The sequence below is a fragment of the Alcanivorax sp. genome (assembly GCF_040119285.1).
In the GTDB taxonomy this organism is placed as follows: Bacteria; Pseudomonadota; Gammaproteobacteria; order Pseudomonadales; family Alcanivoracaceae; genus Alcanivorax.
Genome location: NZ_JBEDTY010000034.1, coordinates 124,331 through 143,867, shown reverse-complemented (window position 1 = coordinate 143,867; position 19,537 = coordinate 124,331). Strand labels below are relative to the sequence as shown.

The following is a 19,537-nucleotide window of genomic DNA, read 5'->3' as shown; positions in this document are numbered from 1 at the left end:
CAGGTATCACAATAACAACCTGACACAACACTCTGGTATCACACCGTTTCACAGGAGCCTCCATGTCGACGCAAGCGCGCACCCAAACTCTGCCCATCCGCGGCGCGACCTGCAAAGGATGCAGCCGCACTATCACCGCTGCGCTGGAACCGCTTGCCGGCGTGGAACGTGTGACCGTGGATCTGGAATCCCAACAGGTATCTGTCACCGGCACCGCCAAGCGCAGCGCACTTCAAGAGGCGCTGGTGCAAGCAGGCTACGGCGCTCACCAGGATGGTTCTGATCACCAACACGATAATCACGGCAACGATGGCAGCACCACGAATGAATCGGCCTCCCAAGCCACGCAATCGATACAGCTGAACATCAGCGGCGCTACTTGCGCGTCCTGCGTGCGCACCATCGAAATCGCCCTGCGTGACACACCCGGGGTCGACAGCGCTGACATGAATTTTGCCGACCGCACCGCTCAGGTGAGCGGCTCTGCCAGCACCGCCTCCCTCATTAAAGCGGTAGAAGACGCGGGTTATGGTGCCAGTGAAACCCGCGAAGAGGATAACGGAGAACAGGAAGCCAAAGAGCGGGCACACTACCACCAGTTACTGCGGCACATGGGGCTAGGGCTTGGGCTGGGCGTGCCATTAATGGCCTGGGGCCTGCTCGGTGGCGACATGATGGTTCGCCCCGGTGAAACCAGCCAATGGGTATGGCTGGGTATCGGCATTGCCACCCTCGCGGTGCTGGCCACCGCCGGCCGGCACTTTTTCGTTGGTGCCTGGAAAGCCTTTCGCAACCATAACGCCAACATGGACACCCTGATCGCTCTGGGCACCGGGGCCGCCTGGCTGTATTCCATGGTGGTGGTATTACTGCCCAGCGCCCTGCCGGAAGCCGCCCGCCATGTGTATTTTGAGGCCAGCGCCATGATTATCGGCCTGATCAATCTTGGCCAGGCACTGGAGGTTCGCGCTCGCGGCAAGACCAGCGCCGCGGTAAAACGGTTGCTGGATCTGGGCGCCAAAACCGCACGGGTCATCCGCGATGGCGAGGAACAGGATATCCCGGTGGAGCAGGTTCAGGCCGGTGATCAATTGCGCGTTCGCCCTGGCGAAAAAATTGCCGTGGACGGCACCGTGGAAGAAGGCGAAAGCCGCATTGATGAATCCATGCTCACCGGTGAACCCATGCCGGTGAATAAAGCTCCAGGCGATAAGGTCAGCGCCGGCACGCTGAACGAAGCCGGCACGCTACTTTATACCGCCACCGCCGTCGGCAAAGACACCGCCCTTTCACACATCGTCGCACTGGTAAAAAAAGCCCAAGGCAGCAAGCCCCCCATCGGGCGACTTGCCGATCAGGTGTCGGCCATTTTTGTCCCGACCATTATGCTGATCGCCATCGCGGCGGCACTGGTGTGGTTCAACGTGGGCCCGGAACCGCGGCTAACCCATATGCTGATCAGCGCCACCACTGTATTGATTATCGCCTGCCCCTGCGCACTGGGCCTAGCCACGCCCATGTCGGTGATGGTGGGCGTCGGCAAGGCCGCCGAATACGGCATTCTGATTCGCCAGGGCGAAGCGCTACAAACTAGCAGCCAGCTGGACACCGTTGTCCTCGACAAAACCGGCACCATCACCGAAGGCAAACCTGCCGTCACTGATATCGTCTGCAATGAGGGCCAGCAAGAAGACACCGTGCTAACGCTTGCCGCCAGCGTGGAAAGCGGGTCGGAGCACCCGCTGGCCACGGCGATTCTCAACGAGAGTAAGCAGCGAGAGCTATCACTGGATAGCGCCAGTGAATTCCAGGCTTTAAACGGCAAGGGTGTTACCGCCACCATCAATGGCAAAACCTATCGACTAGGAAACCGCCGCTGGCTAGAAAGCGAAGGGGTAAGCATCAAACTCGATAGCACGTCTCTCACCGACAAGGGCGCCACGCCGCTGTTTTTGTCTGAAGCGAACACCCTGCTCGGCATCATCGGCGTCGCGGATCGTATCAAGGACGATTCCAAAGCCGCCATCGCCCGCCTGAAAGATCAGGGATTAGAGGTCATCATGATTACCGGCGACATTGCCGCCAGCGCCAACGCCATTGCCGAGCAAGCCGGGGTGGATGAAGTGATGGCTGAAGTGCTACCGGAAGACAAGGCGAAAAAAATCCAGGCACTGCAGAATGAAGGCCGCACCGTGGCCATGGTGGGTGATGGCATCAACGACGCCCCCGCTCTCGCCCAGGCCGATGTGGGCTTTGCTATTGGCACCGGCACCGACGTGGCCATCGAATCCGCGGCCATCACCTTGATGGGTGGCTCTCTGCACGGCGTTCCCGATGCCATGGCGATTTCTTCTGCCACAGTCCGCAACATTAAACAAAACCTGTTTGGTGCCTTTGTGTATAACAGCCTGGGCGTGCCAGTGGCCGCCGGTATCCTCTATCCTCTCACGGGCAATCTGCTCAGCCCTGTGATCGCCGGGGCCGCGATGTCGCTCAGCTCGGTTACCGTCGTCACCAACGCCAACCGATTGCGGTTTTTCAAACCCAAACACAATCAGGAAACAAGCGCATGACTCCGCAGCAACTTGCCGCACAACTGCGCCACCCCAACGGCGAAGATGGCAACAAAGTCGCAGACAATATGGACGAGCGAAACCGCCCTGTGATTCTCGCTGCCTACCAGGCGTTGGCCCCTGCTAACGGCGACCGGATTCTGGAAGTCGGGCCGGGAAGCGCAGGCCATCTCCCTCGCTTATTAGCGCAGGCTAACAACCTGCACTACACCGGGTTAGATGCCTCTCGGGATATGGTCTTGCGTGCCCGCGAACGTTACCTAGGCGAAACTCGCGCTGCCTTTATCCACGGCGAACTGACTCAAGCACCACTCGCGCCCGCCAGCACGGACCGCATCGTTGCCATAAATGTAGTCTATTTCTGGCAACCACTGCTCCCTGCTCTGCAAGTGCTGAATTTGTTATTACGCCCCGGCGGCACTCTGGTGCTGGGCTTTCGCGATCACAACAGCATGGCCAGCCTGGCGGTGTTCAAACACGGTTTTTACACCTATCACGGCCCCGAGTTACAACAGGCCCTAGAGCAAACCCACTTCACCAACACCCCGCTGCACACCTTCGCCGAAGACAGCGTTGATGTGCTCGGCGATACCATGCACAAACAATCGGTGATACTCACCGCTCGCAAACCCCAGGAGGCGACACCATGAGTCTTCTCGTCAATCTTGTCGGCCTGATTTTGATGGCACTGGTAGTCTGGTGGTTCTGGCTATCGCACCGTAAAAGCACCGCGCAAGCCACCACACAAGAAGCCACCATTATTGTCGAAGACGGGGTCTACACCCCGGCCTCCATTCGCGCTAAAAGCGGGCAGTCTCTGACACTGCATTTCGATCGTCGCGACCCCTCCCCCTGTGCCGAACAGGTGATCTTTCAGGGGCTCGATACCAGTGCATTTCTGGAAACCGGAAAAACCACCACCCTGACGCTGGATAACGTGCCCGCCGGGGAGCACCGCTTCACCTGCCAAATGCAGATGTATCAGGGCAGACTGATCGTCGAATAATCGCGCCCCCAACTGGGGGGGTCATTAACAACGAAGGAAACGATGATGAAACGCTTGCTCACACTCTTCACCGCTCTATTGCTGGCCGCCTGCGGCGATAACACCCCACCCAAGCCCGACGTGGCACAGGGAGAAACGCCCGCCACCGCAGCCAATGCCGCCAAAACGCTGGAAGTGTATAAGTCCCCCACCTGTGGCTGCTGCGGTGCCTGGGTAGAACACATGGAAGCGAACGGTTACACGGTGAATGTCCACGAGCAGCAAAACCTGCAATCCATCAAAGAAAAAGCGGGCATCCTGCCAGGCACCGGCTCCTGCCATACTGCTTTTGTCGATGGCTACGCCATTGAAGGCCATGTGTCCGCCAGCGACGTGGATCGCTTGCTGAAAGAACGCCCCGAAGGCAAAGGCCTCACCGTGCCCGGTATGCCCGTAGGCTCACCCGGCATGGAAATGGGCGACCACAAAGACGCCTATGATGTGCTGCTGTTCGATGAAAACGGCACCCAGGTATTCAGCCACCACTCGGGGAATTGAACAAAACCGCCAAGCTGCAAGCGACAATACGGGCACGGCAACACCCTCACTAGCCAACGCCTCGCGTGCCTTTTTGCTTGCAGCCTGTAATCCTTCAACCTGTCATAGCAACCCGTTACAGTGCCCGCTTTCCCCTAACGAGATTCTCCATGCTCTCTTTGCACGACTGGCTGCTGCTGGCTAGCGTTTGCGCCCTTGGCGCCATAACCCCGGGCATTAGCCTTGCCGTGATCACTCGCCACACCCTGCTTGGCGGCCATAAAGCGGGGGTCACTGCAGCCATTGCCCACGCCATTGGCGTGGGTTTCTGGGCCACCGCCACCGTCACCGGCTTAGCCGTGCTGTTTCACCGTTACCCCAAACTAGAGCTACTGCTCAGCCTCACCGGCGCGCTGTTTCTGCTGTGGATGGCATGGAAAAGCTGGCAAGCGGGACGCTCTTCCCTTAATACCACTCCCTTAGATAACAACGTTAAGGCCCATCATGGCGCCGCCCGCGATGGTTTTCTTGTGGCGTTCCTCAACCCCAAAGTCGCGTTGTTTTTTCTCGCGCTGTTCAGCCAGTTTCTGCAAGCCGACATGGGCCAACTGGCCCGCGCACAGATGGTACTTACTTCCATCTTCATCGATGGTGGCTGGTATGTGCTGGTGGCTATCCTGCTGGGACGCAGCCGTTTCTTGCCCTGGTTACGAGCGCATCACCACTGGGTGGAACGCGCCACCGCAATACTGCTGGTGATCATTGCCGCCAGTGTGGTCGTCAACAGCCTGCTTGACCTTGGGGTGGCACCAAGGTTAATAATGCCGGCATGACCAGTGTGCGCCAACAACAACGCCGGGCAGCCATTGCCTCTTTGCTCGCCATCATTCTGATGGCCGTGAGCACCTTGTTGTCCGCCAACTTGTCCGCCAACACCATGGCCCTGCCGCTGGGCACGGACAGCGCCATGTCGTCTACCGCCATAACACCTTGCCACCAGGGCGCCGAACCCCAGGAAAGCGAACACCCCATGGCGCCGATGCAGGACTGCGCAGGCGGCGATAGCTGCCAGTGCATTACCCTCTGCCAAATCACCGCCGCCAGCGATGCGCCGTTTCATGGCGACACCTTTCTCTCTGCAACCCCGGCCACAGCAACACTGATCAGTGCGATTCATGCGGGCATCCACCGGTTGCCGTTACGCCCGCCCTCCTTGTTCATTTGAGCTGACCTCTTTCTCAAACGAACAGGATTATGGAAATGAAAACACCATCGCAGATTTCTCTGCCACGGCGCCGTTTCGTGCAGGGCCTGGCACTGGGTGCCGCCGGCCTCGGCGCAGGTCTTAACGCGCGTCAGCTACTGGCCAGCCAGAGCCACACCGGCGCACCGGTCCTCACCGGCAACACCTTCCACCTCACGCTTGGCGGCGCCGATGTCAACATCACCGGCAAGACTCGCCCGGCCACCACCATCAATGGCGGCATCCCCGGCCCTACCCTGCGCTGGAAAGAAGGCGACACCGTCACGCTCAAAGTGACTAACCTGTTACCGGAAACCAGCTCCATTCACTGGCATGGCGTGCTACTTCCCTTCGAAATGGACGGCGTACCAGGATTATCATTCGACGGTATCGCCCCCGGTGAAACCTTCACCTATTGCTTTCCCGTGAAGCAAAGTGGCACCTACTGGTATCACAGCCATTCCGGCTTTCAGGAGCAAACGGGAATCTATGGTTCCATCATTATTGAGCCCCGCGAACCGGATCTGCACACGGTTGAACGAGACGAAGTGATTCTACTCTCCGATTGGAGCGATGAAGATCCCCACCATGTGTACGCCACGCTGAAAAAACTCAGCCACTACTACAATTTCAATGAACGCACCGTGTTCGATACCTTGCGCGACTTTCGCACAAAAGGCGTTATCGAGACACTCAAAGACCGCCACATGTGGAACAGCATGCGCATGAGCCAAAGCGACCTGGCGGATGTGACCGGTTATACCTACACCTACCTGATGAATGGCCAAAGCCCTACCGACAACTGGACCTGCCAGTTCAAGCCCGGCGAACGTATCCGCCTGCGCTTTATCAACGCCAGTGCCATGACCTTCTTTGATATTCGCATCCCGGGCCTGGACATGACCGTGGTGGCCATGGACGGCCAACCGGTAAAACCGGTGGACTTCCATGAAGTAAGACTGGGGGTGGCGGAAACCTTAGACGTAATCGTGGCGCCCCGAGCAGACCGGGCGTACACCCTATTCGCACAGAGCATCGACCGGAGTGGCTTCAGCCGCGGCACTTTGACCCCGGACCCCGCCATGACTGCCCCCGTCCCGAACATGGATGCACCGCCACTGTTAGGCCATACCGAAATGGGCATGGGCGCCATGGGCTCGCAGTCAATGAATGCACAGGGAAGACCCCACGGTGATATGCGCCATGGCGATATGACCCACGCCGAGATGAAGATGGACAGCATGGGCCACAGCGATACCAAGGCCGTGCCCTTTGCCGTTAACGACAACAACCCGGATTTACCGCCACGCAACAGCGCCATCGAACATGCAGCCAGCGAATTCGGCCCCGGTGTCGACATGCGCGCCATGGCACCGGGGGCGATGCTCCACGATCCAGGTATTGGCTTGCGCAACCGGGACTGGAAGGTACTCACCTATGCAGATCTGGAAACCCTCAGCGACACGCCCAATAGCACCCCTATCGACAGTCTTCATCCGGACCGGGAAATTGTATTGCACCTGACCGGTAACATGGACCGTTACATGTGGAGCTTTAACGGCATTAAATTTGCCGACTCCGTGCCCTTGACGCTGTTCCACCACGAGCGGGTGCGCATCACCCTGGTGAACGACACCATGATGACCCACCCCATCCACCTACACGGACTATGGAGTGACCTGGAACTGGGGGAAGGCAAACTGCTGCGCAAGCACACCATTACCGTCAAACCGGGCGAAAAACTCAGCTACCTGGTACGCGCTGATGCGCTCGGGCGTTGGGCCTATCATTGCCACCTTCTCTACCACATGGAGGCCGGCATGTTCCGCGAGGTTCGTGTGGTTGAAAACGCCCACCCGCCAGCGCCCAACGGCGACCACGCAATGCATGGGGCCCACCGCACGAACGGAGTGAAGCAACCATGAAAAAATCGCTCACTTTTCTTGCCAGTATCGTCATCCTTGCCACCGCCTCACCGGCCACGGCTATGAATAAAAAGGAACCACGCTTCACCCGCGTAATCGTCGACCAGCTGGAAGCCCGCGATAGCGACGACGGCACCGTGATGGCCTGGGAAGCCAGCGCCTGGCATGGCGGCGACATCAACAAGCTATTCTTCTCCACAGAAGGAGAGCGATTGATGGCGCCTGAGCACGATGACGAAGACCCCAGCACCGAAAGCGCAGAGACCCGCCTGGCCTGGAACCACGCCTTCGCCCCCTTCTGGGACGGGCAATTGGGGGTACGCCGGGACTGGCAACCGAACGACCCCAGTCGCGACTGGGTCAGCGTAGGAGTACAAGGCATTGCGCCGTATTGGTTCGAGGTCGATGCCAACCTGTTTGTAGGCGAAGACGGCCTAACCAACCTGCGCATAGAAGCGGAATACGAGCTGATGCTTACCCAGAAGCTGGTCCTGGCTCCCAACCTAGAGACCAACCTCTACGGCAAGGACGACGACAAACGGGGTATCGGTAACGGCCTGACGGATATCGAAGCAGGCCTGCGGTTACGCTACGAAATTCGCCGAGAAATCGCACCGTATATCGGTGTGCATTGGGAAAAGTTATACGGCGACACCGCCGACATAGCGCAGGCCAATGGCGAGAAAGCCGAGCAGGGCATCATCGTCGCCGGGCTGCGCATCTGGTTCTGATATCGACAAGCTTACCGGCAAGCGAGCCTCGCAGAGTAAGCGACCGAAGGGGCAAATTTCGATCCTGGAATTTGCCCCTCTAACGTTTCGGGCAACCGCAACATCCTCCCTCTGGAAGGGAACGGCGACAGGTGCTCGGTAAAAAACAGACGGGGAAACTTTCCAGTTTTCCCATCGAGCCGTTTGTAGCCTCAGCCTGAACAGCTGTCGTATTCGTCAGTTTCCAGAGTGCGCAGCTCGCTGTTGTCCTGAATCTGAATATCCAGATCCCGCAGATGGCCGTCACCGATACCGTAAATCCAGCCGTGAATGGTCAACGCCTGATCACGGCGCCAAGCTTCCTGCACCACCGTGGTATTCGACACATTGATTACCTGCCGAGCGACGTTCAATTCACACATCTTGTCCAAGCATGCCTGGTCATCGAGCCCGGCCAGGTTCTTGCGATTACGCAGGTACAGTTCACGCACTTGGCGCAGCCAATTGTCGATCAAGCCATGGGGCTCATCTTCCATGGAGGCCTTCACCCCACCACATCCATAATGGCCCACCACCATGATATGTTTCACCTTTAAAACATCCACGGCGAACTGCAACACCGATAGCAGATTCAAATCCGTATGGTTAACCAGGTTAGCCACATTGCGATGAACGAATAGCTCACCGGGCATCATGCCCACTACTTCATTGGCAGGCACCCGGGAGTCCGCACAACCAATCCACAAATATTCAGGGTTCTGTTGCTCCCCCAGGGCTTTGAAAAACCCGGGGTGGCGCTCTTCGATTTCGTGGCGCCATTTTTCGTTGTTGGAAAACAAATCAGGTAGGGATTTCATCGTTTCTCGCTTGTTTGCGCATTCACTCTACAGGCAGCCCGCAACCTATCGGCCCGCTAGCCCCCTGTCATATTCATAAACCGTACCAGCTGCTCACCCGGCTCCAGGTTGAAGTCGTGGCGCTCGGGCTTGATGGCCATGGCATCCACAATGGCTTCGCGAAGAGGGGTATCGTCATCCGGATAGGCGCGCAGCACCGCGCGTAAATCCACACTGTGCTCATGGCCTAGGCACAAAAGCATACGCCCCTCGGCCGTAATCCGCACTCGATTACACAAATGGCAAAAGTTTTGTGAGTGGGGTGAAATAAAGCCGATGCGACTGTTACTCCCGGGCGCTTGCCAGTAGCGTGACGGCCCTCCCGTTTTTTCTGCCAGCGGCACCAATTCAAGCCGTGCAGACAGCTGTTCACGCAGCTCCGCCGAGGACACAAAGGCCAGCTCCCGGTCGTGTTCGGTGATCTGCCCGAGAGGCATCTCCTCAATAAAGGAAATATCCAAGCCCCGCGCTAGAGCGAAATCTACCAGCGCCGGCACCTCGTCGTGATTACGCCCGCGCATGATCACGCTGTTAAGTTTGATGCGTTCAAAACCGGCGGCCCTGGCCGCATCGATTCCTGCCAGCACTTGAGCCAAATTCCCGGTACGGGTAAGCGCCTTGAATCGTTCCGGATCCAGCGAATCCAGACTGATATTCAGCCGATTGAGCCCGGCAGCCTTCAGGGCCAACGCGTGCCGAGTCAGCCCAGCCCCATTGGTGGTCATATTCAGTTCACGCAGGCCCTCGATGGCACCAATATCGCGCACCAACTGCGCCACATCACGGCGCACTAACGGCTCGCCCCCAGTTAACCGAATACGCTTGACCCCCAACCGCACTAGCACCCGGGCCAGCCGTCTCATCTCCTCCAGAGTCAGCACCTGAGCGCGGGGCACGAAGGTCATATCCTCCGCCATACAGTACACACAGCGAAAATCGCAGCGGTCCGTCACCGACAGCCGCACATAATCAATGGTGCGCCCGAAGCGGTCCTGCAGGACTGGATTGTCGGTGGAAACATCAGCATTCATGCCGCTACTGTAGCAAATGCGGGGCCAACCTGGGCAAGCGACTCCTCTTAACGCCCGTCGGGCCAGGCTAGCTCCAGTTGGTCAGGCCCTTGCCGGTCTTGTTAGAATGTCCGCCGACCTGAATACAGAACGCGGTCAGACCACGCAAGCGTCATGACCGACACGTTCCTTATTCCGAATTCATCTACCCCTAAAGGGTTTCCATGCAAATTTCTGAAAATGCCGTAGTGTCCATCCACTACACCCTGACCAACAACGCCGGTGAAACCATCGATTCTTCCATTGAGCGTGGCGAGCCCTTGGCGTACCTGCACGGCGCCGGCAACATCATTCCGGGCCTGGAAAACGCCTTGGTAGGCAAGGCCTCTGGCGACAAGCTGGATGTCACCGTTACTCCGGAAGAAGGCTACGGCGAGCGTCACGAGCAGCTGATTCAGCAGGTGCCGAAGACCGCCTTTGAAGGCAACGAAGATAACCTGCAGCCAGGCATGCAGTTCCAGGCGCAAACCGAAGCTGGCGATCGCGTTTTCACCATCACCGCCGTTGAAGGCGATGAAGTGACCGTCGATGGTAACCACCCACTGGCAGGTGAAACGCTGAACTTCGCCGTGGAAGTAACCGACGTACGCGAAGCGTCCGACGAAGAAAAAGAGCACGGCCACGTACACGGCCCGGAAGGTCACGATCACTGATCGCTGACGGCTCGAAAAAAAGAGGCTCCTTCGGGGGCCTTTTTTGCTTCATCGCGGATTTGAGAAAACGACATTAAGCGTGCCTGCACGGGGAGCCCATTGCCTGACGCCTTGCTGCCTGACGAAAACTCGGCAGGGTCTCTGCATAACGCATCCGGCTCGGCTACCGCTACACTCCGTGCCATGAAAGGCCAAAAGCCTTAACCCATTGCCCGTGTCTCACCGACAAGTAGCAGCCAGTTCATCGCCCCAGCCTTCCTGGCCACTCCGGTTTAACGTCTTGTTTGCCCGCCAGCAAGTGGGCATTATCAACCCCCCTTCGGTCAACCGGCCACCACAGGTGTTCTTCTAGCAGATCCGCGATAAACCTCTTAATTTTGCTAAGAACCGGATTTCACCCCCCTCCCCATAAGCTCACCGCGGACGAAGGGGGAACGCTGCCACCATTATGGTTCATAGCGTTAGCGGGCTGCTGGGCAGCAAGTCAGCTTTTTCTTACCGCCAACCCTGCAGGTTGTCCTCAATCAGCCGAGCAAGAGCATCCAGATGCACCGGCTCAGCATTCATGGCCGAGATATAAGCGAAGGATTCCCCCCCGGCTTGCTCAAAATAGCCCCGATTTTCTTCGTCAATTTCTTCCACGGTTTCCAGGCAGTCCGCTGAAAAGCCCGGGCAGAATACCTGTACGGATTTCACGCCTTCACCGGGGAGCGATTTCATGGTGACGTCGGTATAGGGCTGCAGCCACTCTTCTGCGCCAAAGCGGGACTGGAACGTGATCATCCACTGGCCGTCACTCAGCCCAAGCGCCTCGGCCAATAACTGTGATGTTTGGTGGCACTCATGGAAATATGGATCGCCCTTGAGCAAAAACCGCTTCGGCACGCCGTGAAAACTAAATATCAACTTGTCCGCACTGCCGTTCTTTTCCCGGTAGGCGCGGATATGGTCGGCCATGGCCTGAATATAGGGAGGATAATCCGGGTAGTGGCTGATAAAACGCAGGTCGGGCAGCAAACGCCGCGCCATGAAATCCTGGGCCACGGCATCAAAGGTAGAGCCATTGGTGGAGCCGGAATATTGCGGATACAACGGCAACACGATCAGCTTGCGAATGCCCTCGTTCTCAAACGCCTGCAACTGGCTGGCAATGGACGGATTGCCGTAACGCATGGCCACGCGCACCCCCACATCATCGCCATATTTGCTCTGCAAGCGTTGGCGAATGCCTTCCCCTTGGGCAAGGCTGTACACCAACAACGGCGAGCCCTCTTGCGTCCACACGCTCTTGTAGGCCTCAGCAGACTTGCGAGGGCGGATAACCAGAATCACCAGGTTAAGGATGAAAAACCAGATAAAGCGGGGAATCTCCACCACCCGGGGATCAGAAAGAAACTCCCGCAGATAACGGCGCAGGGCACCGGTTTCCGGCGCATCCGGGGTTCCCAGGTTAGTAATGAGCACACCAATCTTGCGGGGGTTGAGGTGCTCTAGGTTTTCCTGTCCCTTGTAGGCCATCCTGATTCTCGCTCAGCAATGCATGTTTAGCCGTTAGTGTAGCGCCAGCACTTCAAAGCGCCATGATGCCCTATCTATTGCTACGATTAGTTTTCTGGTAGCTCGCCTTCGTGCTGGGCCAAAGCGTCCCGGAGAGCATCGGGCACCGGCGCCGAGGCCTGCGTCTTGTGGTCAAAATACACCAGAACGGACCGCCCTCTGGCCACCAAGGCCCCGTTCTGCCATGCCTGCTGAATCACCACAAAGGAGCTGTTGCCAATGCGCTCAATGGCTGCACGCAGGATCACGTCGCTGCCATAGTAAATCTGAGCAACAAAGTCGATCTCCACTCGAGCGAGAATCAACGGCATTGATGCCGGGTTTTCCGCCTCACCGAAAAGCTGAAACAACGGCGCACGGCCGGTTTCAAACCAAGCGGAGACCACGGTATTATTCACATGGCCAAAAGCATCGGTTTCGTAAAAGCGGGGAGTAATGGTTTGTTCAAACATGGCTGAATCCAATACAGGAAAGAAGGCGCCATGATACCCATAGCCTCCCAGAAATCGAACCCTTGATGATCACGAGCCGGGGGTTAGGGAGCCTCTTGCAGATGATCCAGGTCCGCTCGCAGTTTCTCTACGGCCTCCTCCCGGGAGTACTGCTCGACCTGCAACTGATCCACCCGCGCCATTAAGGCCTCGATACCCTCGCTGGCCCGCTCCATGGGCTCCCCCATTTCGCTGGATTGCTGCCCACTGCCTTCCAGTTTCCGCAACTCCTCATCCTGAACCGAGAGCTGCTGGCGCGCACGGCGCAACTGGTCAGAGGCATCGGTTAAGGCTCGCTGCTCATCCAGCAGCAAGCGTCGCAGCCGATTGAGCAAGGACTGGTAAGCATCGCTACCCACGGTTATTTGCTGCCAGTCGGCGAAGCGCTGCCGCAACAGGGTGGCCGGCAGGCCAGCAGGAAGATCCGTAAGCGGCAGGCTGATCCGCGCCTGGGTCACATCGCCCTTATCGAGCAGCCCGGTCTGTTCGCCTTCAATTTTCGCCATACCGGGCAACACTGCCCGCTCCCCGGCACGAGCCCCCGCCGTCACCACCAGTTCCCGAGTATCTGCATCCGCATAACGCACCCGCTGCAGATCCTCCTGCAGCACCAGAGCCACATCAAACAGGTAATGGGTAACAGAATGGTCCTTGTGCCCCTCTTCATCGCGACCCGTCACGGTCAGAGCATCCACCCGCCAAACGCTCAGGTTGTTATCCTGCAAGGTCTGCCGTACCTGCTGCTGCAGATACGCTTGCTTGCCATCATTGCTACAGCCACCAACAGCCAAAAGCCCCAGTAACCCCGTGGCGAGTCCGATTAGGGTAGATTTTATTCTCATTGCCCCTCGCTTTCCTGATTTGTCTGCTTAATACGCGCCTTTTGCTTAACGCTTCAACCCCGCCCATACCGCCCGGCGGGACTGTGTTTTGCCTGGCAAGCCGGTACAATGCCGCCTCTTTCTCCCCGCCGGTTGCTGAGAGTACTTCGCAGCCGGCGATGGCGTGCCCCGGCCGCTCTCTCGTTACAGGATAGTCCTTTGATTTCTACCGCGAACATCACTATGCAGTTCGGCGCCAAGCCACTGTTTGAAAACGTCTCCGTCAAATTCGGCAACGGCAACCGTTACGGCCTAATCGGCGCCAACGGCTGCGGCAAATCCACCTTCATGAAGATTCTCGGTGGCGAACTGCAGCCCAGCAATGGTCAGGTCATGCTGGATTCCAATGATCGCCTTGGTAAATTGCGCCAGGACCAGTTCGCCTTCGAAGAATACACGGTTCTGGACACCGTGATCATGGGGCATAGCGAACTGGCCACGGTAAAAGCCGAACGCGACCGTATCTACAGCCTGCCGGAAATGAGCGAAGAAGACGGCATGCGCGTGGCGGAGCTGGAGATGCAGTTCGCAGAAATGGACGGTTACACCGCCGAAGCCCGGGCCGGGGATCTGCTGTTGGGCCTTGGCATTCCCGAGGAGCAACACGCCGGCCCGATGACCGCAGTGGCCCCCGGCTGGAAACTGCGCGTGCTGCTCGCCCAAGCGCTGTTCTCCGACCCGGACGTATTGCTGCTTGATGAGCCCACTAACCACTTGGACATCCATACTATTCGCTGGCTGGAAGATATCTTGGTGGCCCGTTCTAGCACCATGATTATTATCTCCCACGATCGCCACTTCCTGAACAGTGTATGCACCCACATGGCGGATCTCGATTACGGTGAACTCCGCTTGTTCCCCGGTAACTACGATGAGTATATGACCGCCGCCACCGCCGCCCGTGATCGGCTGTATGCAGATAACGCCAAGAAGAAAAAAGAAATTGCTGACCTGCAAAGCTTTGTTAGTCGCTTCTCGGCTAATGCCTCCAAGGCTAAACAGGCCACCAGCCGGGCCAAGCAAATCGACAAGATCCAGCTGGAAGAGGTAAAACCCTCCAGCCGCATTAGCCCCTACATTCGTTTTGAACAAAGCAAAAAACTACACCGCCAAGCGGTAACCCTAGAAGGGCTCGGCAAGCATTACGATGACCTGACCCTGTTCCAGGACCTGAGCCTGCAAGTGGAAGCCGGCGAACGGGTAGCCATTATCGGCCCTAACGGCATCGGTAAGACCACCCTGCTGCGCTGCCTGGCCGGCGACCTGACCGCAGATACCGGCACCGTAAAATGGGCGGAAGCCGCAGACCTGGGCTACTTCGCCCAGGACCACAGCCATGACTTTGAACAGGACATGATCCTGTTCGACTGGATGGCCCAGTGGACCAGCGATGGCGAGCAGGCCGTCCGTGCAGCGCTTGGCCGCATGCTGTTTTCCAACGACGAAGTAATGAAATCCGTGAAGGTGATTTCCGGGGGGGAACAAGGCCGCATGCTGTTCGGCAAGCTGACGCTGACTCAGCCCAATGTATTGTTACTGGACGAGCCCACCAACCATTTGGATATGGAATCCATCGAAGCGCTCAACCTGGCGCTGGAAAACTACCCTGGCACACTGTTCTTTGTCAGCCATGACCGGGAATTCGTCAGCTCCCTGGCCACTCGCATTCTGGAAATCACCCCGGACGGCATGCGTGATTTCACCGGCAGTTACGATGATTACCTGAAGAGCATTGCGGTCTGAAGGCACGTAAAGACCAGTAAGGCGGAAATGCCAGCAAGGAGTTTCCGCCGTTTTATGTCCCCTTCTATAAGGGCCTCACCAGACAGGGATGTCAGAACAAGGAGAATCCGATGGCCGATATCGATCAAGCCACCAAAACCGAAATGGAAGCCGCCGCGTTTCGCCACCTGCTGCGGCATCTGGATGAACATAAAGACGTGCAAAATATCGACCTGATGATCCTGGCAGATTTCTGCCGTAATTGTTTGGCTAAGTGGCTAATGGAAGCGGCGACGGAGCAAGGCGTGGAACTGGATTATGACGGCGCGCGGGAGTACGTCTACGGCATGCCCTTCGCTGAATGGAAAACGCACTACCAGAAACCCGCCAGCGAGGCACAATTGGCGGCCTTTGAGGCCAAGCAAGCCGCCCGTAAACGCTAACCTGCTTTAGCAAAAAAATTCTCCCCGACCCCATGGAAAAGGCGGCCCGCAGGCCGCCTGACAACACACAGGGCTTGTATTTTATTGCCGTGGTTTATTCGTTGAAGACACTTTGCACTTCATAGATGGCGGTGGAGCCACTGACTTCGTTCCCCACCACCAGCAGCGCCTTGCCGTTGGCAGAATCCGCAGCCGGAATAAACACCAACCCTTCCGGACCCAGGTCCCCATACCCATCCAGGTTGCCCGCTTCCGGCTTCACATCCCAGGTTTCACGGCTGTTCAAATAATCCTGATAGACCGGCGCCGTCGGATCCGTAATGTCATACACCAGCACGCCCCCCATGCGCTCCAGCCCCAGGAACAAGAAATGCTTGTCGCCAAGCTGACCGATGGTCAGCCCTTCCGGCTCAGGCCCCTTGGCATCACTGCGGCTGTCTATGGCATTGCCTTCATCGTGGCCGCTGTTGAAGTAGTCGGCACAATCGATTGATCGGTCGGAGCCCAGCTTGCAGGTATCACTGGCCAGAAACTGCTCAATGGCATCGCCGCTATCAAACACCAGATCACCACTGTCATCGCGAATGGAGAACGAACGACCACCATAGCTGTAGAGCGTGTCGTACATGATATGCGTACCCACCTCGTCTCCTTCAGGCTGCGAACCGTTGGCCATGAATTTCAGCGGTTGGCCATCGACGTCAGTCTTGTAACCCATCGTCCAGGTGATGTTCAGGCGCCCCAGCACATCGTCTTCACGGCAATCGCCGGAATCGCCCGCTGTGGCACCGCAATAGCCGAAGACCGCAGGGTCCAACAGGGCTCCCTCTGCCAACACGCTCAGCTGCGGCGGCAAATCATCGCCACAACGACGGGCAAACCCGCTGTTATGCACCAGATGCTTCACGCGGAATTCTTCAACAAAGCCCTGGCTAGCATCCGGCTCACAAGCGACCGGCGGCACCACCTTTGCATCCGCTTCTGCGCCCCAGTAGTCGTCATTGTCTTCGCCCCAGGCCCGGGCATCCCCTTCGTTGGCAGTCACCAGGTAGGTCTTGCCGTTCACGGTATAGCCATGAATCGAGTCCGGCAGGTACAGCCCTACTACACCAGAAAAAGTCCTGATATTGATAACATTATCCTCATCGCTGGCATCAATTCCGTTGCCTTCTACGCTGCGATCAATTTCTCCCAGAGAAACGATGTCGGTTATCGTCGCTGTGGCGATATCCACTTTCGCCAGCGCATTATTTTCCTGCAGGGACACCCAGGCCGAGTTGCCATCAGCGGAAACCGCAATGTACTCCGGCTCCAGATCCTGCGCGGCGGATGCCCCCGGACCATAAATGCGAACCCCCTGGTTACGCAGATCCTCTTCCTGGCCGTTATACGCCGTGAAGTCTGCAGTGCTAACCACCGGGTTGGACGGATCACTGAAGTCCACAATGCTGATGGACCCGTCCGGGTCGGTCTGATAATCATCACTGGGCTCGCCCTCGTTGGCGGTGAGCACGCGGGTTCCATCCGGGGTAAACGCCACCATGTCTGGCTGGGCGCCAACCTGCTGGCTGCCCAGCAAGGTCAAATCACTGGCCTGATACAACGCTACAAAACCATTCGCGGTTTTCGGTTCCGCCTCAATAGCGACAGCCACCAGACCATGGCTGGCAGCGACGCTGTTCACTTCCGCGCCCGGCGCAATGCCTGCAGCACTGATCGCATCGATCTTGACCGGATTTTCCGGGTCGCTCAGGTCCAGCACGTCCAGCTCACCGGCCTGTGCATTGACGACGAAAAGCCGCTGGCTGGCCGCATCGTAGGCTGGAATTTCCGCAGCAGAGGTATCAAAACTGCCCGCGGAGTAACGACTGAGGTAAGACAGCTTGATGCTATTCGGTGTGCGCACCGCTTCATCGACGACGGCATTCGGCTCATTGCTGTCGCCACCACAGGCAGTCAGTGTGACCGCCAGAATGGCTCCAGCCCCCAGGTAAATATGCTTCATTGGTTACCCCTGTTATTTGCATGCTCCCCAAACGGATTGCTCACAGGGTTTTACCGGGCAGGAATGAAGCCAGCACGACAATGAAATGACGACTTAATGACAGCTAGCGGCCGGCCACGGACAGCACACCGTTCCACAAATGGAATTGACCCAAGGGCACAGAGAGCCTGAACGGCGTAATCCGACAACTTTCAATGCGGCATAAAAAACGCGGCACCTGCCAGGCAGAGCCGCGTTTACCGAGCGAAACCAAGCTGATTCACATCAGGCGGTTTCGTAATCGTTCTCTTCAAAGGCGGCCATCTGCGCCGCGTACTGAGTGGCAAACCCTGGGTACATGGTGGCATTGAAACCGTCTTCGGTGAGATACCAGCTCTTGCAGCCTGAATTCCAGTTAGTTTTTGCCAGCCGTTTCTGCATGGCCTGGTTGTGCTTACGCTGAACATCTTTTTTCACATCCAGCATCTTCAGGTCTTCCTGAAGAATTTTTTGCACCCCTTTCACCGCGTAATCAAGCTGGGACTCCATATACACCAGTGCGGAATTATGACCGGGGCCAGAATTAGGCCCAAAGGTCATATAGAGATTTGGATAACCGGACACATTAATGCTCTTGTAAGCTTGGGCGCCGCCTTGCCACTCGTCACCCAACACCCGACCCTTACGCCCTTTCACGGGGAAAGGCGTGCCGGAATGGCTGACATCGAAGCCTGTAGCAAACACGATGCAGTCGGCCTGATGCTCGATACCTTCTACCGTACGAATCCCTTTTTCACTAAGGCGGGCGATGGGCCAGGTAATCAGTTTGGCATTGTCTTTCTGCAGCGCGGGGTAATAATCATTGGAGACCAACACCCGTTTGCAGCCGATGGTGAAATCCGGGCTCAGCTGACGACGCATCCAGCGGTCTTTCACTTGCCTGCGTAGATGCATCTTGGCTACCCGTTCAGCAACGCGGGTCAGCGGCGAGCTCCATATTACCGCCAGCGCCATGCTTTCATGGGTCCAGAAGAGAAGATTACGCATGGCCTGCTGGCTGGCCGGCAACTTGCGAAAAAGGGCTTTGTTCCAGGCTGGAGTAACGAAATCAGGACGCGGCAGAACCCAGCCCGGGGTGCGCTGAAACACCTTCACGTGGCCAGCTTTTTTGACCAGTTCGGGAATGATTTGGATACCGCTGGCACCGGTACCGATAACAGCCACTTTCTTGCCGGTAAAATCGTACTCATGATCCCAGCGGGCGCTGTGAATCTTGTGACCCTTGAAATCCTCAATGCCGGTAATCGCCGGGAAACTGCAGTTCGACAAGGGCCCCTGAGCCATCACCGCGGCCCGCCCGGCAAACTGCTCCCCCTTATCCGTCGTGGCGGTCCAGATGCCTTTCTTTTCATCAAAAGACAGCTCTTGCACGTTTTTCTCGAAACGAATGTACGATTCCAACTCGAACTCGGCCACCAGGTGCTGGATATAACCCAGGATTTCCTCGCTGCCCGAGAAGCTCCGTGACCAGTTCGGGTTGGGCGCAAAAGAATATGAATAGAGATTGGAGGGAACGTCGCAGGCGGCCCCGGGGTATTGGTTGTCCCGCCAGGTGCCGCCCACCGCGTTGGCTCGCTCCAGAATCACGATATCCTCAATACCGGCCTGCTTGAGGCGAATGGCCATCCCTAGGCCGGCAAACCCCGCGCCCACAATCAGGACCGAGGCCGGTTTTATCACTGGTGCTTTTTTTGCCGCCGGCTCTTTCCTTGAGGAAGAACGCTGACGGGAAGCCGGTTTGCGAGCGGCCTTTTTAGGGGAAGTAGGGGGTGCAGTCATAACAAAATCTCATCAAAAAGCAGGAGAG

At 57.4% G+C, this 19,537-nt stretch carries 18 protein-coding genes; 11 read left to right on the top strand and 7 right to left on the bottom strand.

Annotated elements, in window-relative coordinates; translation table 11 throughout:
• Nucleotides 1-62 precede the first annotated feature (62 nt).
• The 8 genes from ABNH10_RS13130 (at nt 63) to ABNH10_RS13095 (ending at nt 7,994) form a co-directional block, all read left to right on the top strand.
• A complete protein-coding gene (locus ABNH10_RS13130) occupies nt 63-2,573 on the top strand; it encodes a heavy metal translocating P-type ATPase (RefSeq protein ID WP_349386364.1) in 2,511 nt (836 codons plus the stop codon).
• Nucleotides 2,570-3,223: a class I SAM-dependent methyltransferase gene (locus ABNH10_RS13125; protein WP_349386363.1), complete on the top strand. Its 654-nt coding sequence runs from the start codon at nt 2,570-2,572 to the stop codon at nt 3,221-3,223. Before ABNH10_RS13130 ends, ABNH10_RS13125 begins: the two co-directional genes overlap by 4 nt.
• Nucleotides 3,220-3,579, top strand: coding sequence for a cupredoxin domain-containing protein (locus ABNH10_RS13120; protein WP_349386362.1), 360 nt, complete (start codon nt 3,220-3,222; stop codon nt 3,577-3,579). The genes ABNH10_RS13125 and ABNH10_RS13120 overlap by 4 nt, the downstream gene beginning before the upstream one ends.
• A gap of 45 nt (nt 3,580-3,624) precedes the next feature.
• A complete protein-coding gene (locus tag ABNH10_RS13115) occupies nt 3,625-4,116 on the top strand; it encodes a DUF411 domain-containing protein (protein ID WP_349386361.1) in 492 nt (163 codons plus the stop codon).
• 149 nt (nt 4,117-4,265) lie between these two features.
• Complete coding sequence (locus tag ABNH10_RS13110) at nt 4,266-4,928, top strand: LysE family translocator (protein ID WP_349386360.1); 663 nt, start codon at nt 4,266-4,268, stop codon at nt 4,926-4,928.
• Complete coding sequence (locus ABNH10_RS13105) at nt 4,925-5,320, top strand: hypothetical protein (RefSeq protein WP_349386359.1); 396 nt, start codon at nt 4,925-4,927, stop codon at nt 5,318-5,320. Before ABNH10_RS13110 ends, ABNH10_RS13105 begins: the two co-directional genes overlap by 4 nt.
• Nucleotides 5,321-5,355: 35 nt before the next feature.
• Nucleotides 5,356-7,263, top strand: coding sequence for a copper resistance system multicopper oxidase (locus ABNH10_RS13100; RefSeq protein WP_349386358.1), 1,908 nt, complete (start codon nt 5,356-5,358; stop codon nt 7,261-7,263).
• A complete protein-coding gene (locus ABNH10_RS13095; protein ID WP_349386357.1) occupies nt 7,260-7,994 on the top strand; it encodes a copper resistance protein B in 735 nt (244 codons plus the stop codon). Before ABNH10_RS13100 ends, ABNH10_RS13095 begins: the two co-directional genes overlap by 4 nt.
• Nucleotides 7,995-8,185: 191 nt before the next feature.
• On the opposite strand, the gene can is transcribed toward ABNH10_RS13095, so the two are convergent.
• Both can and moaA read right to left on the bottom strand, forming a co-directional pair.
• The gene (gene can, locus ABNH10_RS13090; RefSeq protein ID WP_349386356.1) at nt 8,186-8,830 is read right to left on the bottom strand and encodes a carbonate dehydratase; all 645 of its coding nucleotides are present in this window, start codon (nt 8,828-8,830) and stop codon (nt 8,186-8,188) included.
• Between the two features lie 56 nt (nt 8,831-8,886).
• Entirely contained in the window at nt 8,887-9,900 is a 1,014-nt protein-coding gene (gene moaA / locus ABNH10_RS13085) for a GTP 3',8-cyclase MoaA (RefSeq protein WP_349386355.1), read from the bottom strand.
• Between the two features lie 203 nt (nt 9,901-10,103).
• Here moaA and ABNH10_RS13080 point away from each other — a divergent pair, with 203 nt between their 5' ends.
• Nucleotides 10,104-10,592 carry an FKBP-type peptidyl-prolyl cis-trans isomerase gene (locus ABNH10_RS13080; protein ID WP_349386354.1) on the top strand — a complete coding sequence of 163 codons (489 nt, stop codon included), beginning with the start codon at nt 10,104-10,106 and terminating at the stop codon, nt 10,590-10,592.
• A gap of 495 nt (nt 10,593-11,087) precedes the next feature.
• Here the strand turns inward: ABNH10_RS13080 and hemH are convergent, their stop codons facing one another.
• The 3 genes from hemH to ABNH10_RS13065 form a co-directional block, all read right to left on the bottom strand.
• Complete coding sequence (gene hemH / locus ABNH10_RS13075; protein WP_349386353.1) at nt 11,088-12,110, bottom strand: ferrochelatase; 1,023 nt, start codon at nt 12,108-12,110, stop codon at nt 11,088-11,090.
• A gap of 86 nt (nt 12,111-12,196) precedes the next feature.
• Nucleotides 12,197-12,601: an acyl-CoA thioesterase gene (locus ABNH10_RS13070; protein ID WP_349386352.1), complete on the bottom strand. Its 405-nt coding sequence runs from the start codon at nt 12,599-12,601 to the stop codon at nt 12,197-12,199.
• Nucleotides 12,602-12,684: 83 nt separating this feature from the next.
• Complete coding sequence (locus tag ABNH10_RS13065) at nt 12,685-13,482, bottom strand: hypothetical protein (RefSeq protein ID WP_349386351.1); 798 nt, start codon at nt 13,480-13,482, stop codon at nt 12,685-12,687.
• Between the two features lie 198 nt (nt 13,483-13,680).
• Here ABNH10_RS13065 and ABNH10_RS13060 point away from each other — a divergent pair, with 198 nt between their 5' ends.
• Complete coding sequence (locus ABNH10_RS13060; RefSeq protein WP_349386350.1) at nt 13,681-15,264, top strand: ABC-F family ATPase; 1,584 nt, start codon at nt 13,681-13,683, stop codon at nt 15,262-15,264.
• A gap of 110 nt (nt 15,265-15,374) precedes the next feature.
• Complete coding sequence (locus ABNH10_RS13055) at nt 15,375-15,686, top strand: DUF1244 domain-containing protein (protein WP_349386349.1); 312 nt, start codon at nt 15,375-15,377, stop codon at nt 15,684-15,686.
• 94 nt (nt 15,687-15,780) lie between these two features.
• Here ABNH10_RS13055 and ABNH10_RS13050 read toward each other — a convergent pair whose 3' ends face one another.
• Together ABNH10_RS13050 and ABNH10_RS13045 are read right to left on the bottom strand one after the other, a co-directional pair.
• Nucleotides 15,781-17,691, bottom strand: a complete 1,911-nt coding sequence (locus ABNH10_RS13050; RefSeq protein WP_349386348.1) for a choice-of-anchor I family protein — start codon at nt 17,689-17,691, stop codon at nt 15,781-15,783.
• 264 nt (nt 17,692-17,955) lie between these two features.
• On the bottom strand, nt 17,956-19,509 hold the full coding sequence (locus ABNH10_RS13045) for a flavin-containing monooxygenase (protein ID WP_349386347.1): 1,554 nt from the start codon (nt 19,507-19,509) through the stop codon (nt 17,956-17,958).
• Nucleotides 19,510-19,537: the final 28 nt, after the last annotated feature.

What these genes read in the sequence shown, in the direction of transcription:
- moaA (WP_349386355.1), bottom strand. Translation starts at nt 9,900, where the DNA reads ATGAATGCTGATGTTTCCACCGACAATCCAGTCCTGCAGGACCGCTTC.
- ABNH10_RS13100 (WP_349386358.1), top strand. Translation starts at nt 5,356, where the DNA reads ATGAAAACACCATCGCAGATTTCTCTGCCACGGCGCCGTTTCGTGCAG.
- ABNH10_RS13105 (WP_349386359.1), top strand. Translation starts at nt 4,925, where the DNA reads ATGACCAGTGTGCGCCAACAACAACGCCGGGCAGCCATTGCCTCTTTG.
- ABNH10_RS13070 (WP_349386352.1), bottom strand. Translation starts at nt 12,601, where the DNA reads ATGTTTGAACAAACCATTACTCCCCGCTTTTACGAAACCGATGCTTTT.
- ABNH10_RS13130 (WP_349386364.1), top strand. Translation starts at nt 63, where the DNA reads ATGTCGACGCAAGCGCGCACCCAAACTCTGCCCATCCGCGGCGCGACC.
- ABNH10_RS13120 (WP_349386362.1), top strand. Translation starts at nt 3,220, where the DNA reads ATGAGTCTTCTCGTCAATCTTGTCGGCCTGATTTTGATGGCACTGGTA.
- can (WP_349386356.1), bottom strand. Translation starts at nt 8,830, where the DNA reads ATGAAATCCCTACCTGATTTGTTTTCCAACAACGAAAAATGGCGCCAC.
- ABNH10_RS13125 (WP_349386363.1), top strand. Translation starts at nt 2,570, where the DNA reads ATGACTCCGCAGCAACTTGCCGCACAACTGCGCCACCCCAACGGCGAA.
- ABNH10_RS13050 (WP_349386348.1), bottom strand. Translation starts at nt 17,691, where the DNA reads ATGAAGCATATTTACCTGGGGGCTGGAGCCATTCTGGCGGTCACACTG.
- ABNH10_RS13045 (WP_349386347.1), bottom strand. Translation starts at nt 19,509, where the DNA reads ATGACTGCACCCCCTACTTCCCCTAAAAAGGCCGCTCGCAAACCGGCT.
- ABNH10_RS13065 (WP_349386351.1), bottom strand. Translation starts at nt 13,482, where the DNA reads ATGAGAATAAAATCTACCCTAATCGGACTCGCCACGGGGTTACTGGGG.
- hemH (WP_349386353.1), bottom strand. Translation starts at nt 12,110, where the DNA reads ATGGCCTACAAGGGACAGGAAAACCTAGAGCACCTCAACCCCCGCAAG.
- ABNH10_RS13055 (WP_349386349.1), top strand. Translation starts at nt 15,375, where the DNA reads ATGGCCGATATCGATCAAGCCACCAAAACCGAAATGGAAGCCGCCGCG.
- ABNH10_RS13115 (WP_349386361.1), top strand. Translation starts at nt 3,625, where the DNA reads ATGAAACGCTTGCTCACACTCTTCACCGCTCTATTGCTGGCCGCCTGC.
- ABNH10_RS13095 (WP_349386357.1), top strand. Translation starts at nt 7,260, where the DNA reads ATGAAAAAATCGCTCACTTTTCTTGCCAGTATCGTCATCCTTGCCACC.
- ABNH10_RS13110 (WP_349386360.1), top strand. Translation starts at nt 4,266, where the DNA reads ATGCTCTCTTTGCACGACTGGCTGCTGCTGGCTAGCGTTTGCGCCCTT.
- ABNH10_RS13080 (WP_349386354.1), top strand. Translation starts at nt 10,104, where the DNA reads ATGCAAATTTCTGAAAATGCCGTAGTGTCCATCCACTACACCCTGACC.